Here is a 16,697-nt window from a genome sequence, read left to right on the forward strand (position 1 = left end):
GCGGTTTGCGTCATCAGGTCTTTGGCGGAAAGCCTTCGTCAGGAGACCTTGTACAGGAAAGTGCGATGCAGCGCGTGCCAGGAGCCACCACGAGCGCCGACAAGTCGGACCGATCTGGCGTTGCGCGCAAACGCGCCGGCCGGGCCGACGAGCGCATTCACAGTGAAATCTACGCGGCCATCATCAATCATCAGATCCGGCCCGCGACGCCGTTGCAGGAGGACGCGCTGGCAACAGCTTTCGGCGTCAGCCGAACCATCATCCGCAAGGTCCTGCAGCGTCTCGCTCACGAGAAGCTCGTGGACCTCATTCCGAACAAGGGTGCCTTCGTCGCGCGGCCGTCGATCGAGGAGGCGCGGCAAGTGTTCGAGGCGCGCCGCGGCGTCGAGTGCATTCTCATTGAAAAGCTTGCGGCGACGATTGGCGATGCGGGCATCGGCCGGCTCACGGACCTCCTCGATGCAGAGGCGGAGGCGCTTACCCGCAATGACAAGAAGCGGCGGCTCCAGCTCTCCGGCGATTTTCATCTCGAACTCGCGGCGCTCGCCGGAAATGCCGTGTTGCGGGATTTCGTCCAGGAACTCGTTTCGCGAACGTCGCTGATCATCGCGCTCTACGAATCGCCTGGCGCTGTGCCTTGTTCGCAGAGCGAGCATCGCGACATCATCGATGCCCTGAAGCAGCGGGATGCGAAGGCGGCGGTGCGGGCGATGGAGCATCACCTCCGCCACATCGAGGCGCAGATCGACCTCGCCGATCAGCCGTCGCGCGTAGACTTCGCGGCGCTATTCAAACCCGTCGCCTGACGGTTGCAAGCCGGCGCCGGTATTTCCATCGTTCGAGGTGGAATCAGCCGGCCTTGAGCGACGTGGTCGGGCCGACCAGCCCGTTTCCGGGAGCATAGCTTGCGAGCTTGCCGCGATAGATCTTCGGCAGGGGCGGGGCAAGATCGCCGCGCTTCGACGTCTTCAAACCCATGCCGACGATCGCCTCGGCAAACTTGACCGCCGCAGCGACGCCGTCGATGACCGGGACCTGCAGCCGATCCTCCAGATAAGCCGCAAGATCGGCCATGCCGGCGCAACCGAGAACGATAGCCGACGACTGATCTTCGACGAGCGCGCGTTCGCATTCGGCTAAAATGGTGGCGCGTGCATTGGATTCCGGCCGCTCGAGTTCGAGTACGGGTACATCCGTCGCGCGCACGCGCCGGCACTGGTGCTCCATGCCGTAGTTGCGAACCAGATGCTCGGTGATGATCCGGGTGCGTTCGAGCGTCGTGACGACCGAAAAACCGGTGGAGACGAATGTTGCCGCATGCATGGCGGCTTCGGCGATCCCGAAGACCGGCGCGTCGGTTATCTCGCGCGCGGCGAACAAACCCGGATCACCGAAACAGGCGATGACATAGGCGTCGGCTGCAGGCGCGTCGATGATTTCGTCAATGAGGCCGACAACGCTCATCGCTTCATCGAAGTGGCACTCGATCGAGGCAGGACCCGATCGCGACGTCGCCGCGATGATCTCGGTCCCGGGAGCCGCTACCGATCGCGCTGCGGCGGCGATGAGGTCGGTCATCGAACCGGTCGTGTTCGGATTGATGAGCTTGATCCTCATGGCATCCCCATTGAGTTGTCAGTGGCTTCGAGAGTAGAAAAGAATACATCATTGTATACGATACCGCATATTGGATTTGTGAAGCCATTGTCAATGCGCATCTTTCGGCTACCTGGTTAATCAATCGGCCTTTCGGACGCGAAGGCGGGTGACCCGCGTGCACCTGGGTTTTTATGCATCATATTGTATGCAATGGCATTGCCTTGTTGCGGTTGGCATTGTACACAAATCACGGTCGGCGGATAGGGCGGGCGCTTTGCTGGGGAGGCGGGCGCTTTCCGAACACGACCGACAGAAGCAAACCGGGAGGGGAATATGAGAAAGAAATTTTTGACGTTTTGCGCGGCTGCCATCGGTGCCGTGGCGAGTACGGCGCATGCGGCAACGCTCGATACGGTAAAGGCGCGCGGGAAGCTCGTTTGCGGCATTTCGCTGAGCACGCCGGGTTTCGCCGCGCCCGATGAAAAAGGCCGGATGCAGGGTTTTGACGCCGATATCTGCCGCGCGGTCGCCGCCGCCGTCTTCGGCGACGAGGAAAAGGTTGAATTCGTACCGACCAATATCAACACGCGCTTTCAGGCGCTGCAGTCCGGCGAAATCGACCTGCTTTCCCGGCAGACGACGCAAACCTTCTCGCGCGAGTCTTCGCTCGGCCTCGATTTCGGCCCGACGGTCTTCTACGACGGCCAGGGTCTGATGGTCGCCAAGTCGCTCGGCGTCTCCAGCGCGAAGGAGTTGACCGAGGCCGCAATCTGTACGCTGCCGGGGACGACCACGGCGCAAAATCTCAGCGACTTCTTCCGCTCGATCGGCGGCAAGTTCGAATTGGTGGTTTTCGAGAGCCCGGATGAAAACAGGGCTGCTTTCTTTGCGGGACGATGCGAGGCGATTTCCTCGGATCGCTCCGATCTCGCATCGATTCGCGCCGTCGCCAACAATCCGGACGACTATCAGGTTCTGCCCGAGACGATTTCAAAGGAGCCGCTGGCCCCTGCCGTTCGCCAGAACGACTCCAACTGGCGGGATATCATGTCCTGGTCGGTATGGCTGCTGATGGCGGCGGAAGAGAAAGGGATAACGCAGTCCAATGTGGACGACATGCTGAAGAGCGAGGATCCGGAAATCCAGCGCATGCTCGGCGTCACCGATGAGCTTGGAACCATGCTCGGCCTCGACGGCAAGTGGGGCTATCACGTCATCAAGGGCGTCGGCAATTACGGCGAGATCTTCGAACGCAACCTTGGTGAGGGCACGCGTCTCGGCCTGACCCGCGGACCGAATGCGTTGTGGAGCGCCGGCGGCCTGGTCTACGCCCCGCCGTTCCGCTGAGCGAACCGGCTCGCGCGCCTACTGCATGTTTCCTTGAGTCCTTCGATCCAAGGACAAAAGTGCTACAGCGGCCTTGCACGTCTGATAAGACGCGCGGCGCTCCTGCATGTGTCCTTAAATCGTGGCCGATTCAAGGACAAAAACATGCAGCAATTCAAAGTGCTACAGCGTCCTTTGCGCGTCTGATAAGACGCGCGGCGCTGTAGTGTGCGAGCCTTTCATGTGCCTCTCGGTAACGCGGCGGTCGTCATGGTGTTCTTGAATGATATGCGGGTCCGCGCCTTCTGCTATCAGTTCGGTGCGATAGCCCTTGTGGCGTTTGCCGGTTGGACGATGTTCGCCGCTGCAAGCGACAATCTCGCCAAGCAGAATATCGCGACCGGCTTCGGCTTCCTGGCGCGTCAGGCCGGGTTCGTCATCAGCGAGGCCGCCATTGCCTACCAGCCGACCGACAGCATAGGCCGGGCGATCCTGGTCGGAATTGTCAACACGGTGAAGGTCTCGGCACTTGCCGCCTTGCTCGGCACTTTTCTCGGGCTCGTGATCGGCGTTGCGCGCATGTCACGCAACCCGCTGCTTGCGCGCCTGGCGCTTGCCTATGTGGAAGTGCTGCGCAATGTGCCCCTGCTGCTTTATCTCTTTCTCTGGTATTCGCTGATCATCCTGGTCTTTCCGCCGGTCAGGCAGGCGCTTCACGTGCTGCCAGGCGTCTTTCTTTCCAATAGCGGCCTGGTCTTGCCGGCGCTGATCCTCGGTAAGGGCAGCACCGCGATCGCCATTACCATTGTGGCCAGCGCCGCTGCCGCCCTTCTCATCCATCGCATCGCTCGTCAAAAGCGCATCGTCACCGGACGATCGAACCACGGCACCGCAATTGCATTTCTCGCGCTCCTGGCTCCTCCGCTTCTCCTCTGGGTGCTGGGTGCGGTCTCGGTTACTTGGGATGTTCCGGAGGCCGGTCGGTTTCGCCTGACGGGCGGGCTGCATGTGCGGCCGGAATTCGTCGCGCTGCTCTTCGGGCTCATGCTCAGCGTCTCCGCGAGCGTTGCCGAAATCGTTCGCGCCGGCATCCAGGCTGTCGGAGCGGGACAATGGGAGGCTGCGGCAGCTCTGGGTCTCTCCCGTTCACGGACCATGCGGCTCGTCGTCCTCCCGCAGGCGCTTCGCCTGATCGTCCCGCCGCTGACGAACACTTACCTGACCGTGTTCAAGAACAGTTCGCTGGCGATCGCGATCGGCTATCCGGATCTGGTGATGGTCTCCAATACGGTCATGAACCAGACGGGGCAGGCGATCGAGACCATCGCCATTTTCATGGGCGTCTATCTCGGCCTGTCCACGGTCATTTCCCTGGCGATGAACTGGTACAATGCGCGCGTCGCGCTGAAGGAGCGCTGATGGCCGATACTCAAACCCTTTCGGTGCCGGTCCTGAGACCCGCAGCTCCAGCGCGACGTTTCGGTCTGCTCGCACCCTATTTCGGGACGCCGGCAAATTCCCTCGTCAGCCTGCTGTCGATCGCCTTCATCTTTCTGGGCGCCAAGCTCGCCTTCGGTTGGCTGTTCATCGACGCCGTTTTCCATGGCGATGCCGCCGACTGCAAGGCAAGCAGCGGCGCCTGCTGGCCGTTCGTCGCAGAGAAGCTACGCTACATGGTCTTCGGCTTTTATCCGTTCGAGGAACAGTGGCGGCCGCTCGTTGCCCTGCTTATTCTCCTTGCAAGCTGTCTCGTCTCGATGATCCCGCGCTTCTGGTCTCGCGCTCTGCTGTGCGCGTGGGTCATAGCCATATTGCCGTTGCTGTATGTGTTGATGGCCGGCGGTTTCTTCGGCCTCTCCGATGTGCCGACGACGAAGTGGGGAGGATTGCCCCTGTCCTTCATGTTGTCCTTCGTCGGCCTTGCCTGCGCGCTGCCGCTCGGCATCGGGCTGGCGCTTGCGCGGGCGTCGAGCCTGCCGGCCATTCGCGTGCTCGCGGTCGGTTTTATCGAGATCGTCAGGGGCGTGCCCTTGATCAGCATCCTGTTCATGGCGACCGTCATGTTGCCACTGTTCATGCCGGATGGCGGGACTGTCGACAAGCTGCTGCGCGCGCAGGTGGCGATCATCCTCTTCGCCTCCGCCTACATCGCGGAGATCGTGCGCGGCGGCCTGCAGGACGTTCCAAAGGGGCAGTTCGAGGCGGGCTATTCGCTCGGCCTGCACTATTGGCAGGTCATGCGCAAGATCGTTCTTCCGCAGGCGCTGAAGAAAGTCATTCCACCGATGGTGGGGCTGTTCATTGGCTTCTTTCAGGATACGACGCTGGTCACGATCGTCGGCCTTCTCGACTTTCTCGACACCGTTCGCTCAGCGCTCCGTGACCCGGAATGGCAGGGCATCGCCGTGCTCGAGGGTTATGTCTTCGCGGCGGCCGTCTATTTCGCCTTCAGTGCCCTGATGGGGATCTACAGCCGTTTTCTGGAGCAGCATTTCAGGATCACACATGCGTAAGAACATTCGGGTCATTCGAAACACGGACACGATCGTCGCCTTCGATCAAAGGACTGAGGGCCATGTCTATCTATCCGATGGCGACATCGCCTTCGACGGGGATGGCTTCATCCAAGTCGGCGGGCGCTATGACGGCCACTTCCACGAGGAAATTTCCGGCAAGGGCAAGATGGTGTTGCCTGGCCTCGTCAACGTGCATTGCCACTCGGGCGAGGAGCCGATCTCCAAGGGCCTGTTCGAGGATGCCGGCACGGCCGCCCTTTGGGGCAATGCGCTTTACGAATACTCGAACCTGATCGAGATCAGCCCTGATACGCTGGAAGCGTCATTGACGGTGATGCTGGGCGACCTCCTGCGCAGCGGCGTAACCACGCTCATCGACATCGCCGCCCCGCACGACGCGTGGCTGCCGACGCTTGCGAAGAGCGGCGCACGCGCCTATGTCGCGCCGGGGTTTCGCGAAGCTTCCTGGCACGTCGAGCAAAGCCGTCGTCTCGATTTCATCTGGGACAAGGGCCGGGGGCGCGAAGCCTTCGCCCGTGCCCTCGAAGTCGTCGATTCCGCGCGGGAGCATCCTTCAGGCCGTCTCGGCGGGATCGTTTCGCCTTCGCAGATCGAAACCTGCTCCGCCGAACTTCTCCAGGATGCGGCAGAGGCCGCCCGCACCCGCCGGGTGCCGATAACGGTCCATGCGGCGCAGACGATGGCGGAGCACGAGGAACTGCTGCGGCGCACCGGCCTGACGGCCGTACAATATCTGGACGCACTCGGGCTGCTCGCCGACGATCTCATCATCGGCCACTGCATCTTCGTCGACAGCCATGCCTGGACACGGCAGCGCACTGAGCTTGACCTGGCGCTGCTGGCCGAACGCCGCGCCAGCGTGGCGCATTGTCCGGTCACCTTTGCGCGCAGTGGCATGGTGCTGCAATCGCTCGGCCGTTATCGGCGAAGCGGCGTGAACGTCGCGCTCGGCACCGACAGCTATCCGTTCAATATGCTGGAAGAGATGCGCCAGGCGATGATTTGTGCCCGCATCGCCGGCGGCTCCGTCTTCGATGTCGAAACCTCAGGCGTATTCGAGGCCGCCACGCTTGCGGGTGCGCGGGCGCTCGGGCGCCAGGACATCGGACGCCTGGCCCACGGTGCCAAGGCGGACTTCTTCCTGGTCGATCTCAAGCATGCCGCGATGCAGCCGGTCTATGATCCGCTGCGCAATCTGCTGCATTGCGCGGCGGAACGCGCCATTGACGCGGTCTACGTGGACGGGGCACTTGTCGTCGAGAAAGGCAGGCCAACCAATCTCGATTACGAGGGCGCGCTGCGGCAGCTTCAGGAGGCCCAGGATTTTGCGGTTCGCCGGCTCGGCGCCAACGATCCGGCCCGACGGTCGAGCGCGACGCTGGCGCCGCGTTCCTTGCCGTCGATGTAAGCGTTGCGTCGGTAGCGCGCGTCTTGTCAGACGCGCAAAGGTCGCTGTAGCAGTTTGAATTGCTGCATTTCGCTTACGGAAGATGTAGACGGTGGAACCGAAGACCGAAATTGAATGTCGTGGAGGACGAGAGTTGGTTGAACGGACTTACTTCGCACCGAAGGGTGGCGCGCCCATGCAGACGGAGCTTCTTACCGGGCGTGCGGTTTTCACGGAGGCCTATGCGGTAATTCCGAAGGGCGTGATGATGGACATCGTCACGAGCTATCTTCCCTTCTGGGAAAACACGCGCCTGTGGGTCCTTTCGCGTCCGCTTTCCGGATTCGCCGAGACATTCTCCCAATATATCATGGAGGTGGCACCGGGCGGTGGCAGCGATCGGCCGGAACTCGATCCTGCGGCTGAAGGCGCGCTTTTCGTCATGGAAGGCGAGATCACCGTCGAACTCGATGGTCGCCGGCATGTGCTTCGCCCCGGCGGTTTCGGTTTCATTCCCCCGACCAGCGCATGGCGGCTGCGCAATCATGGGAACGTGCCCGCGCGGTTCCACTGGATTCGCAAAGCCTACGAGGCCGTCGAAGGGCTCGATGCGCCGGAGGCATTCTTCACCAACGAGGCCGACGTCACGCCCGCGCCCATGCCCGGCACCGACGGCAAGTGGGCGACGACGCGTTTTGTCGATCCGGCGGATATGCGCCACGATATGCATGTGACCATCGTCACCTTCGAACCGGGTGCGGTCATTCCCTTCGCCGAAACGCACGTCATGGAGCACGGGCTCTATGTTCTCGAGGGCAAGGCAGTCTATCGGTTGAACCAGGACTGGGTCGAGGTCGAAGCGGGCGACTTCATGTGGCTGCGCGCCTTCTGCCCGCAGGCCTGCTACGCTGGCGGCCCGGGCAATTTCCGCTACCTGCTTTACAAGGACGTCAATCGGCATATGCGCCTGTCGCGATAGGCCAGGTCGGTCGCCCCACCAAAGAGAGCGGTCAGATCAGCCGTTCGTCGAAATTCGGGCGTGAGCGGATGAACGCCCAGAGGGCCTTGCTGATGTCGGTAATCTCGCGGATCGCATTTTCGAGACGTGCCAGTTCGCGCGCGTCGAGTTGCTCCACCTTGCCGTAGCGAACCTCCTTCTCGCCCTCGACCAACCGCATCAACTGCGTGCTCGAGATCGCTCCCTGTTCATCGAAGGAGTAGATGCAGTGGTTGTATTTGTTGCGCATCTTCGACTGCTGTTTCAGCCGCTCGGTAATCGACAGCACCTCGTCGCGCGTTTGCGGCGAGGTCGCCGGCAGCTTCGCCAGGCGCTCCGTGAGGTCGATGCGCGCGCGTGTCGTGTTCAGCGTCAGGAAGACGATGATGGCCGACTCCTTGTCGACCTTCAGCAGGTGCGCGATGATGTAAATCAAAAGGCTTTCGGTGTTGGTCCAGACGTAGTTCAGTCGACCAACCTGCAAAAGCACCTCCTGAGCCGCCGCCATGACGCTTCCCCTCAGGTTTCCTTGAATGCCCGCGACATGCTGTCGGTGATCGGCTTCGTCAGGTATTCGAAGAAAGTTCGCTCGGACGTCGTGATTAGGATTTCGGCCGGCATTCCGGGCACCGGATGGAACCCGTGGATTCGATTGATCTCGCTGGCGGGCACCTCCACGCGGACGATGTAGACGTCGCGTTGCTGTCCGCCGGCCGTTTCCTCGATGGAGTCGGCCGAGACATAGAAGAGCTTGCCGCTCAGAACGGGAGTCGTGCGGCGGTTCAGCGCCGAGAGGCGTATCGTTGCATCCTCGCCAACCTTGAGCTGATCGATGGCCGTTCGAAGCACCTGCGCCTCGATGATCAGCGGCACGTTCGCCGGCAGGATTTCCATGATCGGCTTTCCGGTCGCGATCACGCCGCCGGCCGTGTGGAAATAGCTGCGTACCACCGTTCCGTCGACGGGCGAGCGAATGGTGGCGCGGTCAAGTATCTCGGCCGCCTCACGGACCTGCTCGCGCACGGCATCGAGATCGGCTTCGGCCGCCTCCAGACCGTCGAGGGCGGTCTGCTTGTTGGTATTGATGGCTATAACGGCTTCCTGGCGGTAGCGATCGATCTGGGTGTTGCTCTCCTTTACCTCCGACTCAAGCCGGCCGATCTCGCCGATCGCGTCGGCGATCGCCCGGTCGAGGGCCAGGAGTTCCGGCCGCCTGATCAGGCCGCTTTCCGCCAGCCTGCTCTTGGATTGCCGCTCTTCCGCCAGGATCTCCATCTGTTTGTTGAAGGATGCGCGCTGCAGCTCGTAGCCCTTGGCGCGAAATTCGAGGGAGCGAATGTTCTGGTCGATGAGGTTCAACTGATCCTGCAGCTTGATCTTCTTGCTCTGGAAATTGACGTTCTGGCTTTCGATGATCGCCCGCACGTCCGGATCGTCCGCCTGCTCGGCGACGATGTCCGGTACCTGGAAGGTGTCGCTGCCCATCGCTTCCGCCCGAAGCCGCGCGACCACCGCTTCCAGGCGAAGGCGCTTGAGGTTGAGCATGCGTTCGTTGGCGCGCGCCGGGGTCTGGTCGAGCTTCACCAGAATATCTCCGGCCCTCACCTTGTCTCCTTCGTCGACCAGCAGTTCCTCGATGATGCCGCCTTCCAGGTGCTGGATGATCTTGTTGTTGCCGTTGGCGACGAAGCTTCCCTGAGCAATGATCGCAGCCGCCAGCGGTGCGGCAAAGGCCCAATAGCCGAAGCCGCCGAAGGACGCCGCAATCAGGGCAAGGCCCGCGAAGCTATGCAGCCTGATCGACCGGGGAACCTCGGAGTACCACTCCGCCGCATTGTGCGGATCTGCGCCCTTCCTGCTCTGGCTCATCGACGATCTCCACGAATACGTGGTTTTGCATGGTCGTCATTCGTTGCTGCGCCAAGTGCGGCGAGAACTTCATTGCGCGCGCCGAACATCGCAACGGTGCCTTCGTTGAGCACCATGATCTTGTCGACGCATTGCAAGAGGGCCGGGCGCTGGGTGATGGTCACGGTCGTGATTCCCTGTTTCTTCGCGTGGAGAAGCGCGCGCGCAAGGGCCGCCTCGCCATTGCTGTCCAGATTGGAATTCGGCTCGTCGAGAACGACGAATTTAGGATTGCCGAAGAAGGCCCGCGCGAGCGCAATACGCTGCTTTTGCCCACCGGAGAGGGGAGCGCCGTCTGCGGCGACGACTGTCTCGTAGCCCTGCGGGAACGTGGCGATCAGTTCATGCACGTCGGCAAGCACGGCCGCGTCGTAGATCATCGCGTCCTCGACATCGTCACGCATGCGACAGATGTTCGCCTTGATCGTGCCCGGAAAGAGCTGCACGTCCTGCGGCAGATAGCCGATGCTTTCGCCGAACTGCCGCTGATCCCAGTTTCTAAGGTCCATGAGGTCGAGCCGCACACTGCCGGATGTCGGCAGGATCGATCCGACCAGCATCTTGCCGAGTGTCGTCTTGCCGGAGCCGGAATTGCCGATGATGGCAAGCGCTTCGCCTTTTGCGAGCGAGAAGGATATGCCGTTGAGGATTACGCGCTTCTGCGGCGGGGGCACGAAGAGGATGCGTTCGACGTCGAGCCGGCCCTCGGGGTTCGGCAGGCGCAGGCGGGGGAAGTTCAGCGGCGAACCCAGGAGAAGTTGCCTGATCCGGCCGTAGGCCGCGCGCGAGTGGTTGAGCTGGTTCCAGCCCTCGATCGCTCCTTCGACCGGAGCAAGGGCGCGCCCGGCGATGATCGAGGCGGCGATGACCATGCCGCCCGTCAGATGACCCATCATCGACAAATGCGCTCCCCAGCCGAGGAGAGCCACCTGGGTGAACATCCGCACCGCCTTCGAGGCGCCGGTGAACATGATATTGCGGTCCTGGGCATAGACCTGCGCTTTGAGCGAAGCGGCCGTCTCATGCCCCCACATCTTCACCGCTTCCGGGATCATCGCCAACGCATTGATGATCTGCGAATTGCGCGACATCGAATCGAGGTGAAAATTCGCGCGGCCGAGGAACGCGTTGGCTTCGCTGAAGGGTCGCGTCGTCGCCTTCTGATTGAGATAGGCAATGACGAAAAGGACGACGCAGCAAAAGACGACGATCAGCCCCAGTTGCGGCTGGATCAAATAGACGACCACTACGAAGAGCGGCGTCAGCGGCGCGTCGAGGAATGAGATGAGCGTTCCGGAAGTGATGAAGGCACGAAGCTGCTGCAGGTCGCTGAGCACCTGGTAGTCTCGCCCGTTGCCGTGCAGCGATGCCCGCGCCGCGGCGCTGAGGATCGGCGCGCCGAGTTGCACCTCGATTTCGACGGCGGTCCGCATCAGAATGAAACGGCGGATGGCATCGAGAACGACCTGCAGAACGATGGCGCCGAGAACGGCGACCGTCAGCATGAGCAGCGTATCCTGAGACCGGCTTGTCAGCACCCGGTCGGAAATCTGGAACAGGTAGATCGGGATGGCGAGGACGAGAATGTTGATCGCCACGGTAAAGACGATGACGACCAGCATGTTACGCTGGACGGCCGCGAGGCAGTTGTGAAGGCTTGTGGTGAAGTTTACCGGTCCCGTCCGTCTGTGAAATGTATCCTTGCCCTCTCCGCCGTTGTCGCCGGCCTTGCCGCCGCCATCGCGCGCGCTCGGACGACGGTCCCCATCCCTGAATGGGCCCGGCTCATTGTTGATCGTCGGCGACAGCGGCCGGCCCGGTCGCGTCTTGAGCTCGTCGTGAATGCTGTTTTCGTCGCCCGGCTGTTCCGGATGCGGAGGCGATCGTCCCGCTGCGTCCTGACCCGTCTTTCGCGGTTCCTCAAAGGCGGAGTTGATGATTTCGATGCGTTCGACAGAGGCTTTGGGTGTTTCCGGCAACTTCAGCGCCGGTGAGGAGTGCGGCAACGGTTTGCCTCCATCGACATACCGTTTGGACAGGTCGTTCATGGCACTCCCTCGTGATCGTCGTTACGTCAGCATCGTGTGCATGACGTCATTCCATTGACTGTCGCCCCACGATGTCTCGGAGGGGTCGCCGACGCGCTCGCCGCTGTTCGGTGCTGGTTCGTCTTCGCCGACAAATGCGATGACCTCGTTTGCAAGCCCGTCCCGGTCCGGCTGAAGGCGCGTCGTGTCGCCGTCACTGCCGCCGTCGACGATCCCGGACTGGATAAGGATCGAGTCGGAATAGAGCTCGCCGCCGATATAGGTTGTGTCGCCGAGGCTGTCGTAGTCGATGATCTGCGCGACGTTGACCACCGCATTGTCGCCGACGTGGACGGCCACTTCGGCGTCGAATTCTTCTTTGAGCATTTCGCCGGCTGCGTAGGCCACAGCATCGGCATCACCGAGAATGCTGACCTGTTGGATGACGTTGATGTCATAGAGATTACCGGTGATATAGAGGATATGCAGGCTCGCGTACCCGGCGAAGTCCTGGTTGAGCGCCAGCTCTTCCGGCAGTTCGTTCGTGCCCTCCCGGATATTGTCGGCGACCTGAAGCATGTAGTCCGGCACGGTCTCGAAGCGATCGTTGTCGCCGATGTTCTCGATCGATCCCATGTTCCAGACAAGATTGCCGTCGTCAGCCAGGGTGATGCCGTTGCCGGCGGAGACGCCCTGGATTTGGTCGTTGTCGTAGAGGATCGAGATCTGGCTGATGAGGTTCATGTCCAGGATCTGGCCGCCTACGATCACGAGGTCGTGCTGCATGCCGAGATCGAGGAACGAGGCGAAATTGACGGCTACGTTACCGCCCGTGAGCACGGTCGTTTCCACCCCGCTGGCGGTAATGGCGACAGTGTCGTTGTCGCTGACGAAATTGTACTGCTCGATCCAATGGACAATCGACAGGTCGCCATCGATCACGTCGACGCGCCAGCTCGTCGGGAAGATCGACAATTGGTCTGGAGCGTCCGTCGTCTCCTGTGCGGGCGCCTCGAATTCATGGCGCTCGAAATTCGCGATGTTTACGGCAATCGTCTGCGACGCGGCTTCGTGAGCGGTCTCGGCGAGTGGGCCATTCACCTCATCGCTGTCGGCATAGACGTAGGATTGCGAGATGACGTCGATCTGATGGTAGTCGCCGATCACAACCGTGACCGGTGCCGCAGCGCTGGCACTGACGATACTCGCGAAGCTGCCGACCTTGTTGGCTCCTGCCTCAACCTCCAGCGTGCTGCCGCCATCGCCGACCGGTTGAAGCCCTCCGGCGCCTTGCGCGGCGGCGGATGGAGGGGCGGCTCCTTCGAGGGGAAGGTTGTCGGCGGGCAGGTAATCGGCGAGTTCCGGAAGAACGTCGAGATGTGTGCCGTTCGCATAGACGCCTTCGATGTCGTCGGCTGCGAGAACCGCGGTGCCGTGTTCATCCTCCGGCAGGTCGGCGGGTGCGACAGTGTCGGGCACCGGTGCAGGCGTGCCGTCAACGAGCGTTGCGGGATCGTCCGGTTCCTGCGGTTCGTCGGCACGCGCGGTCGCGGCGAAGGCCTTGAGATTCGCGGCGAGCGCCGAAAGCGCCTCGAAACTGTCGATTTGGCTCAATTGCGCCAGCGGGGAGGTGCTCGTCGCCTCGGTGGCATAATCCGCGAGCTTGTCCGTGACATGGCTCGTGTCACGGACCGTGCCGTTCATGCTGACGACGTCGTCGTCGTGAAGGAGATTGAGCTGCAGAATTTGACCGGTGAACGAGCCTGGACCGTCCTGGACGAGCTGCATGTGCTCCGGTGCTATGTCGGGCGGGCTCGTAACGGTGCCGAAAAGCCTGGGCTGGCCGACCAGGTCATTGTGCGAAAAGGGATCGGGGAAGTCATCGTCCGAAGGTTGGGCGCGTTCGGCGATATCGGGGCCATCGAGCCGATAGCCGGATGGCTGATAGGAAATGTCCGGATCGTAGTCCTTCAGCTCGAAAGAGCACTTGAAATCGGGCAGCGGCGTGTCGCTGGCGGTGTCCTCCGGCGCGGGCTTCCAGGTTTCGCTGCCCTGCAGATATTGATGCCTTATGCGTGCCTCGTCGCTTGCCGTCTCGAACAGCCCGAGGAAATGCGCGACAATTTCGTTGATCTTCTCCGCGTGCATTACCCCGATCCTTCCCTTCCGCAGCAAAGGAGGATTCCGGCGGGCCGGCAGGCGATTGCCAAGGCGCGTCGAACCGATCCCAAATCAACGGTCCATCTGTGCACCGGTGTGGTCGGCCCGTGCACACTTGCTGTGCAAGGATCAATCAACCGTCGCTGTCCTGCCCAATAGAGGTTGCGTGCATGTCGCCGCCGACGACATTGACATCGACGGCGTTGCTGAGGAGGTTCGCACCCTGAACGATTTCCTGATGGAAACCCGCATTTGCAAGGCTCGCGGAAGTGTCCGCCGTGGAACTGGCATCGAGCTCGTGGCCGACCTTGAGATCCCACCCGGAAATCGCGCCGAAATGCGTGCCATCGCCGCTCTCCGCGTGCCCGCCATCCGCGGCCGGAACGTTGTCGGCATTGCTGCTGTTCATTTTGATGCTGTAGGCATGGTCCTGGTCGGCGAGGCTGTTTGCCTGCACGATGCTGAATCCGCCATCGTTCCCGAAACCGCTCTGCGAATAGTTCAGGATGTGATCGAGGTTCAAGCTGGAGGAGAGGGGATCGCCGCCGAGATTGAGGGTGACGTCACCGATCATACCGGGATTGTCGGGGCCGCTGGCCTCGTCCGGCGCCGCGAGCTCATTGTCGGAACAAGGATGGTTGCCCCGATCATCACTGCTCTCTTTGGCTTCGGCCTTGTTGTCGCCGCCAGCAGCGCGGCCATGGCGCGTCCCGTCGCTGTCGGCCGTGGGCTCATTGACGTCGCCGCTCGCGAGGCCGTCGGCGAGCGCGCCAATTTTCAAGTCGTCATCGGTGTTGATGCTGTCGTCGGCCCGCAAATTCTCTAACGGGGTATCGGCCATCTACTAACTCCCTCCTCAGAGGGAGCCAGCACCGAAACCCTTTCATCTTCTATAGGATTTTTGCGGGGCTGGCTCTCTTGTGAAGTTCAGACGAATAATCACGAAGGCTAATTCGTCTGTTGGGTTCCGATATATTCCCTATTGTTTTCATAATATACTTTGCTTGTATGTATTCCGTATAAATTGCTACGTGCTACAAATACAGGCTACATTCGCATTGTCGAGTAGCAACTCGATATACGTACTCCGCGGCTGCTACGCATGGAACAAAAGGCAGTCCGTGGGCCGCGCAAACTCAAGCGCGACGATGGCAGTGTGGGCCCGAAACCAGCGGAACGAAAGACATCAATTGTGGTTAGCCGTTTGTATTCAATGGCTTTTTTGAACCTTTCTCGAAACCGGTGACGCCGTTAAGACCATGTTAATACTTGTGAATCCCGCGCGACCTGATTTAGGGTGGCGCGGCCGGCAGCTGACCCGAAATTGCGGAGACGACAGACTGGCAATGAAGATTCATGCAGGGAATCAAATTGTTAGGCTGGACTCCATCGACGTTGTCGCGGGACATGCGGTGTGCCGGTCTTTGTCAGCCTCGAACCGTGCTCACGGCATTCCGTGCGGCATGGTTATAATCCGTTGTAGCTATGAGGATGGCCGCCGATGCTCCCTCACCGAAACCCGGGCGATCGTCCGTGCGTCTCGACCGGCCTTGCAAACTCGTTCGCAAGTCCCCTCGAAAACCAGGGGTGTTTGACTGAGCATGCGAAATGCGCCCCTTCAACTGGCGGCTTTCGGGCGATTAGCCCAAAATTGGTTCGTTTTCGAACGATTTAGACGCGAATGTGGCGAGCGCCTAACCCTTTTGGGTGGTTTCGCATCCCCCATCTTTACGATACATTAGCTATCGCAAATTTTTATTCGTCACTTTCCGCAGTATTTGAAGAAATTTTTCAAAGATGGGCTTGCTCCCAGTGGGGTTAGAACTCCCGTAAAAATTAATGGGAATTCCCAAGGAGGGGATAAATGTACCGTACGAGCTCGAACGTGAGCGATTTTGAAGACAACAACAAAGTATTACCCAAGAAAAATAAAATCGTAATGCTCGCCAAGGTGGACCTGTTCGCTGAATGCCTGATGCAGGCGGTCGGCGCGCGATTCCAAGGCCAGGACATCGTGAGCCTGTCCGACCCCGAAGGCCTACTTGACGGAAACCTCGTCGATGTCAGCCTGGTCATGCTTTACCGCATACCAGTGGCGACTTTTCCGTCCGTTCTCCGGATGATTCATGAGTTCCATCCGAAGGCCTCGATCGGGCTCGTGGTGGAGGAAGCCGATGCGCTCGATTCGTCGATTGCCGGCTTTGTCGATGAAGGATTGATTCACGGCGTGTTGCCCTTGAACCTTCATCTGGACGTCTGCTTGACCGTCATCGACCTTCTGATGAAGGGCGGCGAGCATTTTCCGGCTGCACTGCTCCGGCGCCTGGCGCCGGTGGGGCTCGCCGGCGGCGCGCTCGGTGCCCGCCGGGAAGCCGCGGTCGAATCCTTTGTTGTTCCGGAGCCGAAGCGTGATGCGAACATCGGCATGCTGACGACGCGCGAGGTGCAGATTCTCGATCTGATCTGCATGGGGACGCAGAACAAGATCATCGCCGATCGTCTCGGTTTGTCGGAAAACACCGTCAAGGTCCATGTGCGCAACATCTACAAGAAGATGAACGTGCGCAACCGGACGGAGGCCGCTTCGCGCTATTTCACGCAAGAGGCGGACCTCTCTGAAGTGCGGCTAGGCTCCCGCTGGCGTAACTGATGCGGGTTCGCGGCATCATTGGATGAAAAGCCTCTCGCCGCCAGGCGAGAGGCTTTTTCGCGTTTCTCGGCGTTATCGCATGTTTTCTTATCCCACAGCACCGCGC

Annotated in this window: 13 protein-coding genes; 7 read left to right on the forward strand and 6 right to left on the reverse strand. The window is 60.9% G+C overall.

Annotated elements, in window-relative coordinates:
- The first annotated feature begins 65 nt into the window (after window positions 1–65).
- Window positions 66–806: a GntR family transcriptional regulator gene (locus ILFOPFJJ_RS02435; protein ID WP_173508979.1), complete on the forward strand. Its 741-nt coding sequence runs from the start codon at window positions 66–68 to the stop codon at window positions 804–806.
- Between the two features lie 43 nt (window positions 807–849).
- On the opposite strand, the gene ILFOPFJJ_RS02440 is transcribed toward ILFOPFJJ_RS02435, so the two are convergent.
- Complete coding sequence (locus tag ILFOPFJJ_RS02440) at window positions 850–1,617, reverse strand: aspartate/glutamate racemase family protein (protein WP_173508980.1); 768 nt, start codon at window positions 1,615–1,617, stop codon at window positions 850–852.
- Window positions 1,618–1,932: 315 nt separating this feature from the next.
- Between ILFOPFJJ_RS02440 and ILFOPFJJ_RS02445 the strand changes: the two genes are divergently transcribed.
- From ILFOPFJJ_RS02445 to ILFOPFJJ_RS02465, 5 genes are all read left to right on the forward strand, one after another.
- Window positions 1,933–2,946, forward strand: coding sequence for an amino acid ABC transporter substrate-binding protein (locus ILFOPFJJ_RS02445; RefSeq protein ID WP_173508981.1), 1,014 nt, complete (start codon window positions 1,933–1,935; stop codon window positions 2,944–2,946).
- A 249-nt stretch (window positions 2,947–3,195) separates the two neighbouring features.
- Complete coding sequence (locus tag ILFOPFJJ_RS02450) at window positions 3,196–4,344, forward strand: amino acid ABC transporter permease (RefSeq protein ID WP_173508982.1); 1,149 nt, start codon at window positions 3,196–3,198, stop codon at window positions 4,342–4,344.
- Window positions 4,344–5,438 (forward strand): amino acid ABC transporter permease, encoded by a 1,095-nt coding sequence (locus ILFOPFJJ_RS02455; RefSeq protein WP_173508983.1) that lies wholly within the window; start codon window positions 4,344–4,346, stop codon window positions 5,436–5,438. The genes ILFOPFJJ_RS02450 and ILFOPFJJ_RS02455 overlap by 1 nt, the downstream gene beginning before the upstream one ends.
- Window positions 5,431–6,870 (forward strand): amidohydrolase family protein, encoded by a 1,440-nt coding sequence (locus tag ILFOPFJJ_RS02460; protein ID WP_173508984.1) that lies wholly within the window; start codon window positions 5,431–5,433, stop codon window positions 6,868–6,870. Before ILFOPFJJ_RS02455 ends, ILFOPFJJ_RS02460 begins: the two co-directional genes overlap by 8 nt.
- A 133-nt stretch (window positions 6,871–7,003) precedes the next feature.
- Window positions 7,004–7,828 (forward strand): bifunctional allantoicase/(S)-ureidoglycine aminohydrolase, encoded by an 825-nt coding sequence (locus ILFOPFJJ_RS02465; RefSeq protein ID WP_173508985.1) that lies wholly within the window; start codon window positions 7,004–7,006, stop codon window positions 7,826–7,828.
- A gap of 31 nt (window positions 7,829–7,859) precedes the next feature.
- Here the strand turns inward: ILFOPFJJ_RS02465 and ILFOPFJJ_RS02470 are convergent, their stop codons facing one another.
- From ILFOPFJJ_RS02470 to ILFOPFJJ_RS02490, 5 genes are all read right to left on the reverse strand, one after another.
- A complete protein-coding gene (locus tag ILFOPFJJ_RS02470) occupies window positions 7,860–8,354 on the reverse strand; it encodes a hypothetical protein (RefSeq protein WP_173508986.1) in 495 nt (164 codons plus the stop codon).
- Between the two features lie 11 nt (window positions 8,355–8,365).
- On the reverse strand, window positions 8,366–9,715 hold the full coding sequence (locus ILFOPFJJ_RS02475; RefSeq protein ID WP_173508987.1) for an HlyD family type I secretion periplasmic adaptor subunit: 1,350 nt from the start codon (window positions 9,713–9,715) through the stop codon (window positions 8,366–8,368).
- Entirely contained in the window at window positions 9,712–11,802 is a 2,091-nt protein-coding gene (locus ILFOPFJJ_RS02480) for a type I secretion system permease/ATPase (protein WP_173508988.1), read from the reverse strand. The genes ILFOPFJJ_RS02475 and ILFOPFJJ_RS02480 overlap by 4 nt, the downstream gene beginning before the upstream one ends.
- 21 nt (window positions 11,803–11,823) lie before the next feature.
- Entirely contained in the window at window positions 11,824–13,929 is a 2,106-nt protein-coding gene (locus tag ILFOPFJJ_RS02485; RefSeq protein WP_173508989.1) for a hypothetical protein, read from the reverse strand.
- 145 nt (window positions 13,930–14,074) lie between these two features.
- On the reverse strand, window positions 14,075–14,782 hold the full coding sequence (locus ILFOPFJJ_RS02490; protein ID WP_173508990.1) for a hypothetical protein: 708 nt from the start codon (window positions 14,780–14,782) through the stop codon (window positions 14,075–14,077).
- A gap of 1,023 nt (window positions 14,783–15,805) precedes the next feature.
- Here ILFOPFJJ_RS02490 and ILFOPFJJ_RS02495 point away from each other — a divergent pair.
- Window positions 15,806–16,591: a helix-turn-helix transcriptional regulator gene (locus ILFOPFJJ_RS02495; RefSeq protein ID WP_173508991.1), complete on the forward strand. Its 786-nt coding sequence runs from the start codon at window positions 15,806–15,808 to the stop codon at window positions 16,589–16,591.
- Window positions 16,592–16,697 lie beyond the last annotated feature (106 nt).

The sequence above is a fragment of the Sinorhizobium psoraleae genome (assembly GCF_013283645.1).
Taxonomy (GTDB): domain Bacteria; phylum Pseudomonadota; class Alphaproteobacteria; order Rhizobiales; family Rhizobiaceae; genus Sinorhizobium; species Sinorhizobium psoraleae.

Excerpts from the sequence above, each read along its gene's own strand:
- ILFOPFJJ_RS02435 (WP_173508979.1), top strand. The coding sequence starts at position 66 with ATGCAGCGCGTGCCAGGAGCCACCACGAGCGCCGACAAGTCGGACCGA.
- ILFOPFJJ_RS02440 (WP_173508980.1), bottom strand. The coding sequence starts at position 1,617 with ATGAGGATCAAGCTCATCAATCCGAACACGACCGGTTCGATGACCGAC.
- ILFOPFJJ_RS02445 (WP_173508981.1), top strand. The coding sequence starts at position 1,933 with ATGAGAAAGAAATTTTTGACGTTTTGCGCGGCTGCCATCGGTGCCGTG.
- ILFOPFJJ_RS02450 (WP_173508982.1), top strand. The coding sequence starts at position 3,196 with ATGGTGTTCTTGAATGATATGCGGGTCCGCGCCTTCTGCTATCAGTTC.
- ILFOPFJJ_RS02455 (WP_173508983.1), top strand. The coding sequence starts at position 4,344 with ATGGCCGATACTCAAACCCTTTCGGTGCCGGTCCTGAGACCCGCAGCT.
- ILFOPFJJ_RS02460 (WP_173508984.1), top strand. The coding sequence starts at position 5,431 with ATGCGTAAGAACATTCGGGTCATTCGAAACACGGACACGATCGTCGCC.
- ILFOPFJJ_RS02470 (WP_173508986.1), bottom strand. The coding sequence starts at position 8,354 with ATGGCGGCGGCTCAGGAGGTGCTTTTGCAGGTTGGTCGACTGAACTAC.
- ILFOPFJJ_RS02475 (WP_173508987.1), bottom strand. The coding sequence starts at position 9,715 with ATGAGCCAGAGCAGGAAGGGCGCAGATCCGCACAATGCGGCGGAGTGG.
- ILFOPFJJ_RS02480 (WP_173508988.1), bottom strand. The coding sequence starts at position 11,802 with ATGAACGACCTGTCCAAACGGTATGTCGATGGAGGCAAACCGTTGCCG.
- ILFOPFJJ_RS02485 (WP_173508989.1), bottom strand. The coding sequence starts at position 13,929 with ATGCACGCGGAGAAGATCAACGAAATTGTCGCGCATTTCCTCGGGCTG.
- ILFOPFJJ_RS02490 (WP_173508990.1), bottom strand. The coding sequence starts at position 14,782 with ATGGCCGATACCCCGTTAGAGAATTTGCGGGCCGACGACAGCATCAAC.
- ILFOPFJJ_RS02495 (WP_173508991.1), top strand. The coding sequence starts at position 15,806 with ATGTACCGTACGAGCTCGAACGTGAGCGATTTTGAAGACAACAACAAA.